The organism is Streptomyces sp. NPDC052682, assembly GCF_040678435.1.
Taxonomy (GTDB): Bacteria; Actinomycetota; Actinomycetes; order Streptomycetales; family Streptomycetaceae; genus Streptomyces.
In genome coordinates, this window is sequence record NZ_JBFATS010000019.1 from 1 (window position 1) to 17,627 (window position 17,627).

The 17,627-nt window shown below is 71.9% G+C and carries 13 protein-coding genes; 6 read left to right on the top strand and 7 right to left on the bottom strand.

The features are described from left to right. Positions 1-442: 442 nt before the first annotated feature. Positions 443-892 (top strand): PTS glucose transporter subunit IIA, encoded by a 450-nt coding sequence (locus AB0K80_RS26815; RefSeq protein WP_365673888.1) that lies wholly within the window; start codon positions 443-445, stop codon positions 890-892. A gap of 79 nt (positions 893-971) precedes the next feature. Continuing rightward, complete coding sequence (gene ptsP / locus AB0K80_RS26820; protein WP_365673890.1) at positions 972-2,642, top strand: phosphoenolpyruvate--protein phosphotransferase; 1,671 nt, start codon at positions 972-974, stop codon at positions 2,640-2,642. A gap of 85 nt (positions 2,643-2,727) precedes the next feature. Here the strand turns inward: ptsP and AB0K80_RS26825 are convergent, their stop codons facing one another. Both AB0K80_RS26825 and AB0K80_RS26830 read right to left on the bottom strand, forming a co-directional pair. Then, positions 2,728-3,627: a hypothetical protein gene (locus AB0K80_RS26825; RefSeq protein ID WP_365673892.1), complete on the bottom strand. Its 900-nt coding sequence runs from the start codon at positions 3,625-3,627 to the stop codon at positions 2,728-2,730. Between the two features lie 99 nt (positions 3,628-3,726). Beyond that, entirely contained in the window at positions 3,727-5,694 is a 1,968-nt protein-coding gene (locus AB0K80_RS26830) for an acetoacetate--CoA ligase (RefSeq protein ID WP_365673894.1), read from the bottom strand. Positions 5,695-5,907: 213 nt separating this feature from the next. Here AB0K80_RS26830 and AB0K80_RS26835 point away from each other — a divergent pair, with 213 nt between their 5' ends. After that, the gene (locus AB0K80_RS26835; RefSeq protein WP_365673896.1) at positions 5,908-8,286 is read left to right on the top strand and encodes a glycoside hydrolase family 31 protein; all 2,379 of its coding nucleotides are present in this window, start codon (positions 5,908-5,910) and stop codon (positions 8,284-8,286) included. Here AB0K80_RS26835 and AB0K80_RS26840 read toward each other — a convergent pair. Further along, a complete protein-coding gene (locus AB0K80_RS26840; protein WP_365673898.1) occupies positions 8,277-8,813 on the bottom strand; it encodes an NUDIX domain-containing protein in 537 nt (178 codons plus the stop codon). The genes AB0K80_RS26835 and AB0K80_RS26840 overlap by 10 nt on opposite strands. 474 nt (positions 8,814-9,287) lie before the next feature. On the opposite strand from AB0K80_RS26840, the gene AB0K80_RS26845 reads away from it, so the two are divergent. Then, positions 9,288-10,037 carry an MIP/aquaporin family protein gene (locus tag AB0K80_RS26845; protein WP_365673900.1) on the top strand — a complete coding sequence of 250 codons (750 nt, stop codon included), beginning with the start codon at positions 9,288-9,290 and terminating at the stop codon, positions 10,035-10,037. A gap of 20 nt (positions 10,038-10,057) precedes the next feature. Then, positions 10,058-11,581 carry a glycerol kinase GlpK gene (glpK, locus tag AB0K80_RS26850; RefSeq protein ID WP_365673902.1) on the top strand — a complete coding sequence of 508 codons (1,524 nt, stop codon included), beginning with the start codon at positions 10,058-10,060 and terminating at the stop codon, positions 11,579-11,581. 494 nt (positions 11,582-12,075) lie between these two features. On the opposite strand, the gene AB0K80_RS26855 is transcribed toward glpK, so the two are convergent. From AB0K80_RS26855 to AB0K80_RS26870, 4 genes are read right to left on the bottom strand one after another with little or no spacing between them, the layout of a single operon-like run. Then, on the bottom strand, positions 12,076-12,681 hold the full coding sequence (locus tag AB0K80_RS26855) for an ATP/GTP-binding protein (RefSeq protein WP_365673903.1): 606 nt from the start codon (positions 12,679-12,681) through the stop codon (positions 12,076-12,078). A 40-nt stretch (positions 12,682-12,721) separates the two neighbouring features. Further along, positions 12,722-13,117, bottom strand: coding sequence for a DUF742 domain-containing protein (locus tag AB0K80_RS26860; RefSeq protein ID WP_365673904.1), 396 nt, complete (start codon positions 13,115-13,117; stop codon positions 12,722-12,724). 9 nt (positions 13,118-13,126) lie between these two features. After that, positions 13,127-13,561, bottom strand: a complete 435-nt coding sequence (locus AB0K80_RS26865) for a roadblock/LC7 domain-containing protein (RefSeq protein WP_365673906.1) — start codon at positions 13,559-13,561, stop codon at positions 13,127-13,129. Beyond that, a complete protein-coding gene (locus tag AB0K80_RS26870; protein ID WP_365673908.1) occupies positions 13,558-16,416 on the bottom strand; it encodes a nitrate- and nitrite sensing domain-containing protein in 2,859 nt (952 codons plus the stop codon). The genes AB0K80_RS26865 and AB0K80_RS26870 overlap by 4 nt, the downstream gene beginning before the upstream one ends. Before the next feature lie 671 nt (positions 16,417-17,087). Between AB0K80_RS26870 and AB0K80_RS26875 the strand changes: the two genes are divergently transcribed. Continuing rightward, on the top strand, positions 17,088-17,615 hold the full coding sequence (locus AB0K80_RS26875) for a hypothetical protein (RefSeq protein ID WP_365673910.1): 528 nt from the start codon (positions 17,088-17,090) through the stop codon (positions 17,613-17,615). Positions 17,616-17,627: the final 12 nt, after the last annotated feature.

The following is a 17,627-nucleotide window of genomic DNA, read 5'->3' on the forward strand; positions in this document are numbered from 1 at the left end:
ACGGGGTATCAACATATCTGGCGTTGACTTTTGGCACGCTGTTGAGTTCTCAAGGAACGGACGCTTCCTTCGTACTCACCCGAGAGACTCTCTCGTGGCTTTCCTCCGGGCGCTTCCCTTCGGTGTTTCCAACTCTACCAGCGTTTTCCCGGCTCTCTGACCACCCTCCCGCAGGCATGCAGGAACGTGATCCCGAGATAGGATCTGGCGAGTTGGGTTGCTGCCGGGCAAGGACGCCAAGGTGCGTCGCTCATCCCCAAGCAGGAGTACGACTGTACACGGGGCCGCAGAGCCGGTGCAAATCCATGACAGATGTGGTCTAGACCTCTATGCTGACCTCTCACGCGAACCGGTACGTCCTATGACATACGCTGCTGCGCAGCGTCCCGTCCGGGACCGGCAGCGACGGCCCCTGTAGATCTCCACTCCTGGGAGGCTTCCCATGACCACCGTGACGTCCCCGCTGGCAGGACGCGCCATCGGACTGGCCGCCGTGCCGGATCCGGTCTTCTCCGGGGCCATGGTCGGCCCGGGCACCGCCATCGACCCCGTGCGGGAGCCTTCCGAGGCGGTCGCGCCCGTGGACGGCGTGATCGTTTCCCTGCACCCGCACGCGTTCGTCGTGGTCGACGAGAGCGGACACGGCGTGCTCACCCACCTCGGGATCGACACCGTGCAGCTCAACGGCGAGGGCTTCGAGCTGCTCGTGAACAAGGGCGACACCGTCACGCGTGGTCAGAGCATCGTGCGCTGGAACCCCGCAGCCGTCGAGGCCGCCGGCAAGTCCCCGGTGTGCCCGGTCGTGGCTCTGGAGGCCACCGCCGAGGCCCTCTCCGATCTCCGTGACGACGGCGACGTGAAGTCCGGCGACAGTCTCTTCCTCTGGAAGTGACACCAGCACCGTCGTAAGACGGCGCACAGCAACAACCAACGCGGCGGCGGGGCCCGCCGCCTTATCGGAGACGGGTGAGATGGAGACAACGCTGCGAGGCGTCGGCGTCAGCCACGGTGTGGCGATCGGCGAGGTTCGGCACATGGGAACGGCGGTGCTCGAGCCGCCGGCCAAGCAGATACCCGCGGAAGAGGCGGAGCGCGAACAGGGGCGCGCCCGCCAGGCAGTGGAGGCTGTGGCGGCCGATCTGACGGCGCGCGGCAACCTGGCCGGGGGTGAGGCCCAGGCGGTGCTCGAGGCGCAGGCCATGATGGCCCAGGACCCCGAGCTGATGGCGGATGTGGAGCGGCGCATCGCGGTCGGCAGTACGGCCGAGCGCGCGGTGTACGACGCCTTCGCCGCGTACCGCGAACTGCTCGCCGGTGCCGGTGAGTACCTGGCCGGCCGAGTGGCCGACCTCGACGACGTGCGGAACCGTATCGTCGCTCGTCTGCTCGGGGTTCCGATGCCGGGTGTCCCGGACAGTGACGAGCCGTACGTCCTGGTCGCCCGTGACCTGGCGCCTGCCGACACCGCGCTGCTGGACCCGGCTCTGGTGCTCGGTTTCGTCACCGAGGAAGGGGGGCCGACCAGCCACAGCGCGATCCTGGCGCGGGCCCTCGGGGTACCGGCCGTCGTGGCGCTGCCCGGGGCCGGTGAGCTCGCCGAGGGCACGGTGATCGCCGTCGACGGCAGCACCGGCGAGATCTTCGTCAGCCCGAGCGAGGAGAAGCAGGCGGAACTGCGGGCGGCGGCCGCCGAGCGCAAGGCCGCGCTGGCCGCGTCGACCGGGCCGGGTGCCACCGCGGACGGTCACAAGGTGCCGTTGCTCGCCAACATCGGCGGTCCCTCGGACGTGGCTGCCGCGGTCGAGGCCGGGGCCGAGGGTGTCGGTCTGTTCCGTACCGAGTTCCTCTTCCTGGACGACAACAAGAAGGCGCCGTCCGAGGAGAAGCAGATCGCGGCCTACCGGCAGGTGCTGGAGGCGTTCCCCGAGGGCCGGGTGGTCGTGCGGGTGCTGGACGCCGGTGCGGACAAGCCGCTGGACTTCCTGACCCCGGCCGACGAGCCCAACCCGGCGCTCGGCGTGCGTGGCCTGCGCACGCTGCTCGACCACCCCGACGTGCTGCGTACGCAGCTGACGGCGCTGGCGAAGGCGGCGGAGGGGCTGCCCGTCTACCTCGAGGTCATGGCTCCGATGGTGGCGGACCGGACCGATGCGAAGGCCTTCGCGGACGCGTGCCGGGAGGCGGGGCTGCGGGCGAAGTTCGGTGCGATGGTCGAGATCCCGTCGGCCGCGCTGCGGGCGCGCTCCATCCTTCAGGAGGTCGAGTTCCTGTCGCTGGGGACCAATGACCTCGCGCAGTACACGTTCGCCGCCGACCGTCAGGTGGGTGCGGTCTCCCGGCTGCAGGACCCGTGGCAGCCCGCGCTGCTCGACCTGGTCGCGCTGGCCGCGGAGGCGGCGAAGGCCGAGGGCAAGAGCTGTGGTGTCTGCGGTGAGGCCGCGTCCGACCCGCTCCTGGCGTGTGTGCTGACCGGTCTGGGCGTCACCTCTCTCTCCATGGGTGCGGCGTCGATTCCGTACGTCCGGGCCACGCTCGCGAAGTACACGCTGGCCCAGTGCGAGCGGGCCGCGGCGGCGGCGCGGGCGACGGACAGCGCCGAGGACGCACGCAAGGCCGCTCAGGCGGTGCTGTCCGGCGAGTAGTCCGGGCAGCCGGCCCGGACACCGCAGTCACCGGGTTTCTGGCCGGGAGGGGCGCTCCACTTGGGTGGAGCGCCCCTTCAGCGTTTCAGTGGTTGTGCCCCGAGTGCCCCGCGGCCGGGTCCTGGTGCCCGAGGTCGGGTGGCGCGCAGTAGTCGACGTTGGACTCCGGGGCGATGAGGTCTCCGGACTCGACGTCGGTGCAGTAGGCGTCGAAGACCTCCGCTGCGGTGAGGGGTTCCAGGCCGGAGGCTCGCAGGCGCCAGCCGTAGATGCGGTCCGGGTTGCCGGCCGCGCTGGTCCTCATCACCAGGCCTCCGGGGCTGTCGGTGGCCAGGCCGACGGCGAGGACCGTGGTGAATTCGAGGGCCTCGGCGTCGTCCGGTTCCGGGATGCCGTCGCTGTCCGCGGCGTGGAGGACGGCCACGAGGGTTTCCGGTGGTCCGGAGACGCTGCAGACGAGGTGCCGGTGGCCCGGTGGTGCCGTGTCGAGGATGCGGGCGAGGAGCTTCGAGGCCCGGACGAAGGCGGCGCGGCCGAGGTCCTCGCCGCATGAGGAGCAGGGGCCCAGCCGGGCCAGGAGGGTGGCCGCGTACTCCCAGGTCGCCTGGCGGACGGCTTCGTCCACGAGGGCCGGCAGGAGGTCGGCCAGTGGCTGCCCCTCGTAGGGGAGGGCCGGTCCGGTCGCCGCGAGTTCCGCGGTGAAGCGTGCGCGGCTCGACGGCAGGTCCGGGTCGAGACCCGCGCGGGTGCAGTACTCGGCGTACTCCTCCGGGTCGAAGAGGGCGACCGTGGTGTGGTTGCCCTCGGAGGCGCGGGTCCTCAGAACGGCTTCCACCTGTTGGAGGTAGGTGGCGTGGTCGTCGAAGGTGAAGCTGCGGTAGCGCCGCATGGCGCGGAAGTCGTGTTCGTCGGTGAGCAGGCCGATGGTGCCCGCGATCTCGCGACGCAGGACGCGTCGCAGGGTGTGGTGGTCGGTGTGCGCCATGATGTCCCCCTTGCACAGTCGATCAATGCTCACTCACAGTAACCGGCGGCACTGACAACGGGATGCGCGGTGAGTCGGTCATGGCGCCACCGCCGCAGGTCAGGCGCGTTTGCGGGCCAGGTCCTCGTAGAAGTGCAGCAGGTCGAGGTTGTCGATGGAGCCCGGGTTGACCGCCTTGTCGAGGGGGGTGCCCTGGAGGAGGCGCTTGACCGGGACCTCGATGCGCTTGCCGGTGAGGGTATGCGGGATGCCGGGGACCTGGATGATCTCGTCGGGGACGTGGCGGGGGGAGAGTTGTTCGCGGATGGTCCGGTTGATGCGGTCCCGCAGGGCGTCGTCGAGGCAGGCTCCGGTGGCCAGGTGCACGAACAGGGGCATCCAGTAGCCGCCGTCCGGCTGCTCGATGCCGATGACGAGGGACTCCCTGATCTCGGGGAGGCGCTCGACGGCCTCGTAGATGTCGGCCGATCCCATCCGCACGCCCTGGCGGTTGAGCGTGGAGTCGGAGCGGCCGTGGATGACGACGGAGCCGCGGGAGGTGACGGTGATCCAGTCGCCGTGCCGCCACACGCCGGGGTAGGTGTCGAAGTAGCTGTCGTGATAGCGGCGGCCGTCGGGGTCGTTCCAGAAGTGGATCGGCATGGACGGCATGGGGTTGGTGACCACCAGTTCGCCGACCTCGTCGATCAGGGGCTTGCCGCTGGGGTCCCAGGACTGCAGGTCGGTGCCCAGGCAGGGGGCCTGGAGCTCGCCCATGTACACGGGGAGGGTGGGGACGGCTCCGGCGAAGCAGGAGCAGACGTCCGTGCCGCCGCTGACGGAGGCGATCCACAGGTCGTCGCGGACCTCGTCGTGCAGCCAGCGGAAGCCGTCGGGCGGCAGGGGGGAGCCGGTGGTGGCGACGCACTGGACGGCGGACAGGTCGAAGTCGCGCGAGGGGTGCACGTCCGCTTTGCGGCAGGCCATGACGTAGGCGGCGGAGGTGCCGTAGAGAGTGGCACGGGTGCGTTCCGCGACGCGCCACTGGGCGCCGGTGTCCGGGTAGCCGGGGCTGCCGTCGTACAGGACGATCGTCGTGCCGGTGAGGAGGCCGGAGACGAGGAAGTTCCACATCATCCAGCCGGTCGACGTGTACCAGAAGAAGCGGTCCTTGGGCCCGAGGTCGCAGTGCAGGCCCAGCTGCTTGAGGTGTTCGACCAGGATGCCGCCCTGGGACTGGACGAGGGCCTTGGGCAGGCCGGTGGTGCCCGAGGAGTAGAGCACCCACAGGGGGTGGTCGAAGGGCACCTGCTCGAAGACCGGCTCGGTGTCCGCGGCCGTGAGGGCCGACCACTCCAGGGCGCCCTCGGGGGCTTCGGTGCCCAGCAGGGGGATGTGGACGACGGCGCGCAGGGTGGGCAGTTCGCGGCGCAGTTCGGCGACGATCTCGCGGCGGTCGTGCTCCTTGCCGCCGTAGCGATAGCCGTCGACGGTGAACAGCACGACCGGTTCCACCTGCTGGAAGCGGTCCAGGACGCTGCGGGCGCCGAAGTCGGGCGCGCAGGAAGTCCACACGCCGCCCACGGCGGCCGTGGCCAGCAGCGCCACCACGGCCTGCGGGATGTTGGGGAGGTAGCCGCTGACGCGGTCTCCGGGGCGTACGCCGAGGGCGCGCAGTTCGGCGGCGAGGGAGCCGACTTGGCGGCGCAGTTCGGCCCAGGTGACGGGGCGCGGTTCGTGGGTCTCGTCGACGTACAGCAGGGCCGGTTCGCCGGCGCGGGTCGCCGCCGCGCGCAGGGCGTGCTCGGCGTAGTTCAGGGTGGCGCCGGGGAACCACTGGGCGCCGGGCATGGCGCGGTTGCCCAGCACGCGCGCGTAGGGGGTGGAGAAGCGGACGTCGAACCACTCGGTGACGGCTTTCCAGAACGTGTCCAGGTGGTCGACGGACCATCGGTGCAGGGCCGGGTAGCCTCCGTCGGCGGGGGCGCCGTGGTGCTCCGCGGCCCAGGCGTGGAACCTGGTGATCTGAGCGTCGGTGATGCGCCGGGGATCCGGCTGCCAGAGCGGCTGGGGGTTCACGGTCGACATGGGGCGGCTCCCGGACTGTGCGCGTCGTGTGCGTCCGCCGCGCACGGGCTGGGGTGTGCGCGTGACGCGGCTGACACGGACGATGCCACGTGATCGACTCCTGCACCAGGGAGCGCCCCACATAGTCCGTGTCGTGAAGATGTGGCCCGGGCACGGGTGAACGGCAGTTGAACGAGACCCGTGCCAGGGGCGCGCGGTGGCAGGGTGAGCAGCATGGACGGTCGTGACCTGGTGCGTTCGGTGAAGGCGGTTGGTGCGGTGGCGGTTTCGCAGGGGATGCGGACCGTACGGGCCGCGTGGCGCAGGAGGCGTGCGGACGCCTCGGGGCTGCCGCCGCGGGGGGCCGAGCGTGCGCGGGTGCCCGGGCCCGTGCGGGAGGTGGAGCCCGGGCCGGGTGGCGGCGTCGTCCGGTTCGGCCGCTCGGAGCTGCGGATCCTGGTCACGGTGAACGGGGCTGTGTTCTGGGGCTGGGACGGGGCCGGGCCGGAGCCGTCGTACGCGTTGGCGGGGCGCTGTCCGGAGCCCGATCCGCGGGCGGTGCTGGAGCCGGACAAGGACGGCGGCTGGCGGGTCGTGGCCGAACGGGTGACGGTCGTCGTCTCACGGCACGGCGCGGTCGAGGTGCGCACCCCCGGAGGGGTGACGCTGCGCCGCGATCTTCCGCCTCGCTGGTGGGAACCGGTCGGCGGCGGTGCGGCGCGCTGGATGCAGCGGTCCGAGGTGCCCGCGGACGCGCGGTTCTTCGGGCTCGGCGGGCGTGCCGCGGGTCCGCGGCTGCGGGACGGCACGTACCGGCTGTGGAACACCGATCCCGGCCGCGCCTTCGCTCCCGGAGACGATCCGCTGTACATCACGATGCCGGTGCAGGTGGTGGTGGCTGACGCGGGCACGCATCTCATGTTCCACGACAGCTCGTGGGACGGCACGGTCACGCTGCGGGAGGGCGAGGAGGGCGCGGGTTCCGGCCATGACCGGGCCGGGGCGAGCGAGGTCCGGATGGACGGCGGTCCGCTGCGCTGCTGGGTGATGGTGGGCACCCCCGCGCGCGTGCTGCTCACCTGGGCCTCGCTCACCGGCGCGCCCGCGTTGCCGCCCGCGTGGGCGCTCGGGCACCACCACGCGCGGTGGGGCTTCGGCAGTGAGCAGGAGGTGCGGCGGATCGTCGCCGGCTATCAGGAGCGTGGTCTGCCGCTGGACGCCGTCCACCTGGACATCGACCACTTCGAGGAGCACCAGGTGTTCACGGTGGACACGGAGCGTTTTCCGAAGTTGCCGGTGTTCGCCGAGGAGCTGCTGCGGGACGGGATTCGGCTGGTGTCGATCGTCGATCCGGCGGTCAGGGCCTCGCCGGGCAACGCGGTGTACGACAGCGGCGCGCGCGAGGACGCGTTCGTGCGGGAGGCCTCGGGCCGGGTGGTGCGCGGGGTCGTGTGGCCAGGGGAGGCGGTCTTCCCGGACTTCACGCACGCGCGTGTGCGGGAGTGGTGGGGCGGCCTGTACGCGGAGCGGCTCGCGCAGGGGTTCTCGGGTTTCTGGCACGACATGAACGAGCCCACCTCCTTCGCGGCCTTCGGGGAGACGACGCTGCCGCGCTCGGCCCGGCACGCCCTGGAGGGGCGCGGCGGTGACCATCGTGAGGCGCACAACGTGTACGCGCTGTGCATGGCCAGGGCCGGGTACGAGGGGCTGAGGAAACTGGCGCCCGAGGAGCGGCCGTTCGTGTTCTCGCGCTCCGGGTGGGCGGGCATGCAGCGGTACGGCGGGACGTGGTCGGGTGACGTGGCCACGGGCTGGCCGGGGCTGCGGGCGTCGCTGGCGCTGGTTCTGGGGCTGGGGCTGTGCGGGGTCCCGTACTCGGGGCCGGACGTCGGGGGCTTCGACGGGGACCCGTCGCCCGAGCTGTATCTGCGGTGGTTCCAGCTGGGCGCGTACCTGCCGCTGTTCCGTACGCACGCGAGTCTGCGGGCGGGGCGCAGGGAGCCGTGGGAGTTCGGTCCGCAGGTGCTGGAGCACGCGCGCATGGCGCTGCTGGAGCGCCGGCGGCTGCTGCCGTACTTCCTGACGCTGGCGCATCTGGCGCGGCGTACGGGAGCGCCGTACGTGCGGCCGCTGTGGTGGTCGGCGCCCGAGGAGCGGGCGCTGCGGGACTGCGAGGACGCCTTCCTACTGGGTGACTGTCTGCTGGTGGCGCCGGTGCTGGATCCGGGCGCGGACCGGCGTGCCGTGCAGCTGCCGCGGGGGCGCTGGTACGACACGGCGACCGGGCGGGCGTACGAGGGGCCCGCCCAGGTGCTGGTCGACGCTCCCCTGGCGCGGATACCGGTGTTCGCGCGTGCGGGTGCCGTCCTTCCCGTGCGCGGGGAGGACGGCGGGCTGGAACTGGAGGTGTGGGCGCCGGCGCCGGGGCGCGGCGGGGGCGGGCTGGTCGTGCCGGACGCGGGCGAGGGCTGGGAGGAACCGGAGATCGAGCGCTACGGCGTCCGGTGGGAGGGCGGGCGGGTGGTCGTCGAGCGGGAGGGCGAGGACGGCGCGGGCGAGCCGCCCTACCCGGTGCGCGTCCGGGGGCTCCGGGAGCGCCGGCCTCAGACGTAGCGGCCCTCGAACCAGGCCCGTGCCGCCAGGGTGTGCAGCGGGAAGGCGAGCTCCTCGGGCCTGCGCAGCAGGTGCCAGCCCTCCGTCTCGTCCGTGGCGGCGGAGGGCGGCAGGCCGTCGGCGGGGCGTTCCGGGAGCAGCCCGAAGAGCAGCAGGTGTCCGTCGGGCGAGCTCATCGCGTCGACGAGCCGTACGTCGCGGCCGGCGGCGTCGATGCCGGTCTCCTCCTTGAGCTCGCGGACGAGTGCCTGCCGCCAGTCCTCACGGTCGTTGACGTAGCCGCCGGGCAGGGCGGTGCCGCCGCGCGCCGGAGCGATGGTCCGGGTGATGACGACCAGGGCGGTGCCCTTGGTGTCGTACACGGGCTGGAGGGCGACCGCTACCGGCAGCGGGTTGCGGTAGGCCACGGTGCCACAGGCCGGGCAGGTGCGGGGCCATCCGGAGACGCCCTCTTCGTAGGGCGCGCCGCAGCTCGAACAGTGGGAGTTCGGCACGGGGTTGGAACTGGAGTGCTGAGTTTCGGACACGCGGCGGACTGTATCCGATCGGGAGAGCGAGAGGGTTCGGTTCTACGCTGAGTGACCGAGACGGAATGCTGCGTGAACGTCTCATGAACCGGGCCCGAGGGGCGAGGGGGTGAGCGACTCGCGGGGTCCGGCTTGGCAGGCGATGAACGGCTGTGCGTGCGAACCTGAGAAAAAAGCGGCCGTCCTTCCGCTCTCAACCGTCGGCGTCGGCCACCTTGACGCCCCTTGGGTGCCGGTGAACACTTCCGGTGTCAGTCGACATCGCCGTACAAATTCGGCGTATCCGGCACAGCGCCACACGGGCCCATCTGCGCCAAGGCCCTTCCCCCACGGGCGATTCGGCTGCGACGGCACGCTCGTCACGGACGCCGGGCGGGGCGCGGTGCTCCCCGGCCTCGGCTGAAGTCGCCAGGGGAACCGCACCTCGCACGGAGGACCGGGGCCGACGTCCCGGGCCAGGGCCTAGGAGCCGCCATGAGCAACGGAGACATATTCGTCGGCGAGATCATCGGTACGGCGATCCTGATTCTGTTCGGCACCGGCGTTGTCGCCGCTGTCGTCCTCAGATACTCGAAAGCGCGGGCCTCCGGGTGGATCGTGATCACCTTCGGCTGGGGCTTCGGCGTGCTGGCGGGCGCGTACACCGCCGCGCCCCTGTCCGGCGGGCATCTCAACCCGGCCGTCACCCTCGGCATCGCCATCGACACCGGCGAGTGGAGCAAGGTCTGGGTCTACGTACTGGGCCAGATGGTGGGCGCGATGCTCGGCGCCGTCCTGTGCTACCTCGTCTACTTCGCCCAGTTCAGGGCGAACGTCAGGGAGGTGGGCACCACGGAGGGCACGGAGGACGAGCCGGTGCCGACGCTCGGCATCTTCTCCACGATCCCGGAGATCCGTAACCCGGTCGCCAACCTTCTCACGGAGATCATCGCGACGATGGGGCTGGTCCTGCCCATCCTCGCGTTCGGACTGACCAAGGGACTCGGCGAGTCCGGCCTGCTCGTGCTGATCGTCGCACTGCTCGTCGTGGGCATCGGACTCTCCCTCGGCGGGCCGACCGGCTACGCCATCAACCCGGCGCGCGACCTCGGGCCGCGCATCGTGCACACCTTCCTCCCGATCCCCCACAAGGGCACCTCCGACTGGGGTTACGCCTGGATCCCGGTCGTCGGCCCGCTGATCGGCGGAGCGCTGTCGGGTCTCATCTACAACGCCGCCTTCTGAACCCAGCCCAAGGGGTAGCCATGACGGACAACGCCGAGAAGTACGTCGCAGCGATCGACCAGGGCACCACGTCGAGCCGCTGCATGATCTTCGACCACAACGGCGCGATCGTCGCCGTCGACCAGCGCGAGCACCGCCAGATCTTCCCCAAGCCGGGCTGGGTGGAGCACGACGCCACCGAGATCTGGTCGAAGACCCAGGCGGTGGTCGCCGGGGCGCTCGCCAAGGCCGGGCTGCGCGCCGACCAGCTCAGCGCGCTCGGCATCACCAACCAGCGGGAGACGACCGTTCTGTGGGACCGCGCCACCGGCAAGCCCGTGCACAACGCGATCGTGTGGCAGGACACGCGTACCGCGGCCCTGTGCAACCAGCTGGGCGGCTCGGACGGGCAGGACCGTTTCCGTGAGCAGACCGGGTTGCCGCTGGCGACCTACTTCTCCGGGCCCAAGGCGGCCTGGCTGCTCGACAACGTGCCCGACCTCCGGGCCCGGGCCGAGCGCGGCGAGATCGCCTTCGGCACGATCGACTCCTGGCTGATCTGGAACCTCACCGGCGGCACGGACGGCGGCAAACACGTCACCGACGTGACCAACGCCGGACGCACCATGCTGATGAACCTGGAGACCCTCCAGTGGGACTCCTCGATCCTCTCGGCGATGAACATCCCCGAGGCGATGCTGCCCGAGATCAGGTCCTCGGCCGAGGTGTACGGCACCGCTGTCGGCCAGCTCGGCGGCGTGCCCGTCGCCTCCGCGCTGGGTGACCAGCAGGCGGCCGTGTTCGGGCAGGCCTGCTACGACGTCGGCACGGCCAAGAACACCTACGGCACGGGCAGCTTCCTGCTGCTCAACACCGGCAACCGGCCGGTGCCGTCCAAGAGCGGGCTGCTGACCACGATGGGGTACAAGATCGGCGAGGAGGCGCCGGTCTACTGCCTGGAGGGGTCGATCGCCATCACGGGCGCGCTGGTGCAGTGGTTCCGCGACCAGCTCGGCATCATCCGTACCGCCGACGAGATCGAGCCGCTGGCGGCGAGTGTGGAGGACAACGGCGGCGCGTACATCGTGCCGGCGTTCTCCGGGCTGTTCGCGCCGTACTGGCGTTCCGACGCGCGCGGTGTCATCACCGGGCTGACCCGGTACGTGACGAAGGCGCACCTCGCGCGTGCGGTGCTGGAGGCGACGAGCTGGCAGACCCGCGAGGTCGTGGACGCCATGTACCAGGACTCCGGGGTGCACATCACCACCCTGAAGGTCGACGGCGGCATGACGAAGAACAACCTGCTCATGCAGCACCAGGCGGACGTGCTCGACGTACCGGTGGTCCGGCCCAAGGTCTCCGAGACCACCGTCCTGGGGGCCGCGTACGCGGCCGGGCTCGCCACGGGCGTGTGGAACGACCTCGACGAGCTCAAGGCGCACTGGCAGAAGGACGTCGAGTGGACACCGGCCATGGAGGCGTCGGTACGGGACCGCGAGTACCACAACTGGCGCAAGGCCGTGGAGAGGAGCTTCGGCTGGGAGGAGGACGGCGAGAGCAGCTAGGCACGCGGGCGCGTGCCGACCGTGGGCCGGCTGCCGGAGGCAGCCGTGCTCGCTGCGGCACGCGGGCGTCGTGCTTTTAGGCAGGAGCGGGGGTGGCTGTGGTGCGGGCCCGCGGGGGGGGCGGCGGGTTCGGGCGGTTGCGCGGGGGTCCTGTGCACACGCGTCGCGGTGGGGCCGGGTGACCGCGGGGATCGTTCCCCGGCACCACCGCATCGCCTGGCGGGCCGGGTGCGGGCGACCCCCGCGGAGGTGCTCCCGGGCACGCACGCGTGCGGGGGGCCGGCTTCTGATGCGGTGGGGGCATCCTCGAGCGGTCGCCCGTACGCGCCCCCACGTGCCGGGGAACGATCCCCACCCGGCCGGGTCGGCGTGATCCGCGCACGGGGAATTGCGAGCTGGTATCCGGGCATGGCCCATGCTCCGGTTGGCGGGAGGGGCGGGCCCTGCCCGGTCGGCGGGGGCGCGGGTCGTAGCCCGGTCGGCGGGGGTGTGGGTCAGGTGGTGACGGTCTGGCGGCGGTCCGCCGCCTGGGTCATGGCGTGCTGGACGACGCCGATGAGCACCTCCTTGACCGACTCCCGGTCGCGCGCGTCGCACATCAGCAGCGGTACGTCCGGGTCGAGGTCGAGGGCCTGGCGGACGTCCTCCACCGGGTAGCGGGCGGCTCCCTCGAAGCAGTTGACGCCGACCAGGAACGGTATGGAACGCCGCTCGAAGTAGTCGACGGCGGCGAAGGAGTCCTCCAGCCGGCGGGTGTCGGCGAGCACGACGGCGCCGAGGGCGCCCTCGGACAGCTCGTCCCACATGAACCAGAACCGTTCCTGGCCGGGCGTGCCGAAGAGGTACAGCACCAGGTCCTCGCGCAGCGTGATACGGCCGAAGTCCATGGCCACCGTGGTGGTGCGCTTGCCCTCCACCCCTCTGAGGTCGTCCACCGGACGGCCGGCCTCGGTGAGCACTTCCTCGGTGCGCAGCGGTCTGATCTCGCTGACCGCGCCGACGAGGGTGGTTTTGCCCACGCCGAACCCGCCGGCCACCAGGATCTTGAGCGTGACCGGCTCGACCGGGGGCTTGCCGCGCTCAGAACGCCCGAAGATCATCGATCTGTTCTCCTGCTTGATGGGTGCGCTGCCACGCCGTTCACAGCGCTCTCAGGCCGTTGATCACGTCGCGGAGAAGACTCTCGTCCGGCAGTTCGGCGGGGGGCACGGGCCGGTTCACATGAACCAGTTCCGCGTCCACGAGGTCCCCGATGAGGACCCGTACCACTCCGATCGGCAGGTCGAGTTCGGCGGCGAGCTCGGCGACCGACTGCGGGGTGTCACGGCACAGTTCGACGATGTCCACGTGTTCCGGGGACAGCGTCGGGTCGGCTTCCGGGTCCTCCACGTGGGGTTCGGTGACGACCACCGCGATGAGGTCGAGACGGTGCTGGCCCGGGCTGGTGGTGCGGCCGCGCGTCATGGCGTACGGGCGGACGACCGGTCCTGCCTCGTCGTCGAACCAGTGGCTTCTTCGCTGACCGTCTGTGCTCATGCCATCCCACTACCCGCCCGCGGGCAGATCGGTGCGCGGGGCGGTGCCCAGATGCACGCCGACCCGCTTCACCAGGAGGGTCATCTCGTAGGCGACCTGTCCGACGTCCGAGTCGGCGTCGGACAGGACGGCGAGGCAGCTGCCGTCGCCGGCGGCCGTCACGAACAGGAAGGCGTCGTCGAGTTCGACGACCGTCTGCCGGACGTTGCCCGCCTCGAAGTGGCGTCCGACGCCCTTGGCGAGGCTGTGGAACCCGGAGGCGACGGCGGCCAGGTGCTCGCTGTCCTCGCGGGTCAGGTCCTTGGACACGCCGGTCGGCAGGCCGTCGCCGGAGAGCACGATGGCCTTGCGGATGCTCGCGACGCGGTCCACCAGGTCGTCGAGGAGCCAGTTCAGCTCGCCCTTGTCGGTGGCGGTGTGGCCGGTCGTCTTCGGTGCGGTCATCGACCGTCCCCCTTCGTCGTTACTCGTGGTGCTGTGCCGCTGTGGGCGTCGTCGCCCGCGGCGTTCTCTGCACGGCCGCGCTGCCAGCCGCGCTGGAGCGAGGCCATACGGCTGCGTACTTCCTCCGCGTCCCGCTCGGCCGGGTCGGCTCTGTCCTCTACGCGCCGGACGGGGCCCTGTCTCAGCTGCGGGGCCAGGTTCGCCTGCCGGACGCGGCGGGGCAGCGGTGCGGAGCCGGTCCCGGACGGGTTCGTGGGCGCCGGGTCGGTGGTGCGCCCGGCCGGTGAGGTCCCGGTCCGGCGGCGGACCGGGAGCGGAGCGACGGAGTCCGGCCCGGTCCCGCGCGCGTCGCGGTCGTCGGCGGAGGCTCCGGCGCGGCGGGAGGGCGGCGGGGACGCCGGTTCCGGTCCTGGCCGGCTCGCCCCCCGGCCGGTCGCGGGGTCGGTGCCACGGCGGCGGGCCGGGAGAGGGAGCGGGGCTTCCGGTTCCGTACGGTCCACGCCCGCCGCGGTTCCCTCGCCGTCCCTGTCCCGCCGGGCGCGCTGTTCGGTGACCGGGCGGCCGTGTGAGCTGACGAGCTTGGGAGTGCTGCGGCGGGGCAGCGGGACCGGTGCGTCCACCTCGTCCTCCGCGGCGGCCCGGTCCGGCCCGCCACCGGAGTCGGAGGGCTGCTGGTGAGGGGTGCGGCGGCGGGTTGCGTCGTCGGCGCGGGCGCCGGGCCGGCGGGGGCGGAACAGACCGCCGTGGTCGCCGTCCTGGTCGTCCAGCGCGCCGGGGATGTCACCGAGGGCGTCGAGATCGACGGGCACCTCCAGTTCCACCGGGCCGTCCAGCAGCGAGGCGGGCAGGCCGGGCAGTTCCCCGGGAACGTGGGAGAGCGCGGCACGGCGGCCCTCGCGCGGCTCGCCGTCCTTGGCGCGCCGCGGACGGTCGAGACGGAAACCGACGCCGTTGGTGTCCGGGACGTCGTCCGTCAGCAGCGCGTCGGGGACGAAGACGACGGCGGTGGTACCGCCGTACGGCGAGGGCTGGAGGGAGACCCGGACGTTCTGCCGCTGGGCGAGGCGGCTCACCACGAACAGTCCGAGCCGGTCGGTGTCGGTCAGCTCGAACTCCGGTGTCTCGGCGAGCCGGAGGTTGGCGTCCAGGAGCGCTTCGGCCGTCATGCCGAGGCCACGGTCGTGGATCTCCAGGGTGAAGCCGTTGGCGACGCGCTCGCCCAGCACCTGCACGGCGGTGTGCGGCGGGGAGAACACCGTGGCGTTCTCCAGGAGTTCGGCCACGAGATGGGTGAGGTCCGCGACGGCCGGGCCGGTAACGGCGATGCGCGGCAGGCGGCGCACCTCGATGCGCTCGTAGTCCTCGACCTCGGCGACGGCGGCGCGTACGACGTCCATGAGCTGGACGGGCTTGCGCCACTGCCGGGAGGGCGCTGCGCCGGAGAGGATCACCAGGCCCTCGGCGTGCCGGCGCATGCGGGTGGTCAGGTGGTCCAGGCGGAACAGGTCGGCGAGTTCCTCGGTGTCCTCGGTCCGGCGCTCCATCGCGTCGAGCAGGGTGAGCTGCTTGTGGAGCAGGACCTGGCTGCGGCGGGCGAGGTTGACGAACACCTCGGAGACACCGGCGCGCAGTTCGGCCTGTTTCACGGCGGCTTCGACGGCGGCGCGCTGGAGGGTGTTGAGGGCCTGGCCGACCTCGCCGATCTCGTTCTTGGCGTACTCCAGGCGCGGGACCTCGGTCTCGACGTCGACCTGTTCGCCCGCGGACAGACGGCGCATCACGCTCGGCAGCCGTACGCCGGACGCCTCGTGGGCCTCCAGCCGCAGCTGCCGCAGGTCGCGGATGAGGGTCCGGCCCACGCGGACGGAGAGGAAGAGGGAGAGCAGCAGGGCGAGCAGGCCGAGGACGCCTGCGACGACCGCCTTGACGATGACGCCCGTCGCGAAGGGGCGCACGCGGTCCTGGTAGCGGTCGGCGGCCTGGTCGTTGAGGTTGCCCAGTTCCTCCAGCACGTTCCCGGCGGCGGTGTCCCAGCTCTTGGCGGTGACGCTGCGCGGTGTGCCGGAGCTTGCGGACAGGGCCCTGTCCTCGGCCACGCGCAACGGAGCGGAGGAGGCGTTGTCCCAGAAGGTCTGGTAGCGGTCGCGCTCGGCGGCCGGCAGCAGCGGCAGGCTGACGTCGTACAGCAGGTCGCGCTGGGCCACGAGATCGGAGATCTTCCGTGCCTCGGCAGGAGTGATCCGGCCGACGATCAGCGCGGAGCCCAGCAGGGCGTCCTCCCGGGAGAGCAGTTCACGGGCGCGGGCGAGGTTGACCAGGGCGCGGTACTGCTTGTCCAGTTCCACGTTGTCGACGACGTGCAGGTTGGCGAGCAGGACGTAGCAGGGGTCGACCAGCCGGTCGTAGAAGTCGAGGGCCTTGGCGCGGTTGACGGTGCCGTCCTCGACGCTGCGGCGCAGCGACTCGATGCCTTCGAAGGCGTCCAGGACGGCGTCGAGCCGTTCCCCGGCGTCCTGGCCCAGCGCGTCGCGCACGTCCGGGTCGTCGGCGTTCGCGCGGATGCCGGCGACGGCCTCGTCGGTGGCGGACCGGCTGCGCCGCAGCGCGGCGAGCCCCTCGGAGGCCCGGGGGTCGGCGAGGTAGACCAGGGTCTGACGGCGTTCCTGCTGCAGGACGCGGACCGTGTCCTCGATGGGGTAGCCGATCTTCTCGGCCACGGTCGACACCTGGAACAGATCGCTCGCCTCACGCCCCGTCAGCACCGTGGCGAAGGTCCAGATCGCGGTCAGGGACACCAGCGGCACGAGAAGCAGCGCCACGATCTTCCGGCGGATGGACTTCCCGCGAAAGCGCATGGCCTCCCCCAGCTCGTCCCCCCGACCGGACAGGGGGTACACACGTACGTCAACAAACGGCGCGAGCCTACTACCGACGCGCGGGGATCTCGAAAGGCGGTCCGGAACCCGAACTTCCGTACCGGCCACGAGCCAACGGGAAGTGTCCGGGCATTGCAGGAGATTGCCACCCGCAATCAGGGGTGACCGTGGGGGCCCATCCCCTCAGCGGGTCCGGTCTGTTGGCCGAAATTTTTCCTTCGGCGGGAATCTTCGTGACGGGTCGTTCGTCCTTGCTCACAGGGGATGACGGCGGAATCGGCCGCAGGAGCCGCATCCGCAACCGGGCGGCGTAAAGCAGCGCAAGCCGGGCAGCCAGTGGGGAGTCGGGTCTTCGGACGCCGGCGGGTGGTCTGCCGGCGGTGGGGAGTGACACGGTGATGGGCACGGCGGAGCGGCGCGGGGCGCCCGGGGACGGTGGTGCGGTGGCGCGGGTGCCGGCAGGGCGGGGCCTTGCCGCGCCGGGTCCCGGCGGTTCGACGGGCGGGCACGCAGCAGTGGACGGAAGGGACACTTCGGTGGCGGTCGTGAGCAGCGGACGGGCAGCCGCCACGGCGGCGGCCTCCGGAACGGGAGGGGCGACTGAGGCGCAGTCAACCGGTCACCGGATACCCGCGCATGAGAAGCAGCCCGTGCGTGCGAGGCAGCCGGCGGCCGGTGCACCAGGGGCGGCGACCGCCCGGCGGGCAGCGGGGTCCGCAGCCGGTACGGCGGCGCGCGGCGAAGCGGTCGGCGCCGGAAACGGCGGCAGGGCACGCCGGGAGCCGTCCTACCGGCCGCTGTGGGTGGAGGAGCCCGCGCGGCGGCGCCGGCTGCCGGATCCGGTGCGGACGGCGGCCGTCCGGGCGGTGCTCCTCATCGCCGTGACGCTGCTTCAGGCCATGGTGGCCTTCCTGTGCACGATGGCCGGGTCCTGGCTGGCCTTCCCCATGGTGATCACCAGCGTGGCCAGCACCGTGGTGGCCACCTGGGGCGTGCTGGACGTGTGGGTGACGCGCCAGGTCTGGAACCAGCGACACGGCGTGGTGTCGACGCCGAGCAGCACCGCACGGGCGCTGCGGCGTGAGCGGCGCCGGGCCCGGCGGCAGGCGCGGGCCGCCGAGCGCGCGCAGGACCGGATACGCCGGCGGCGTGGGGCGGGGCAGCTGTCGCACTCCTGAGCACCTGCCCGG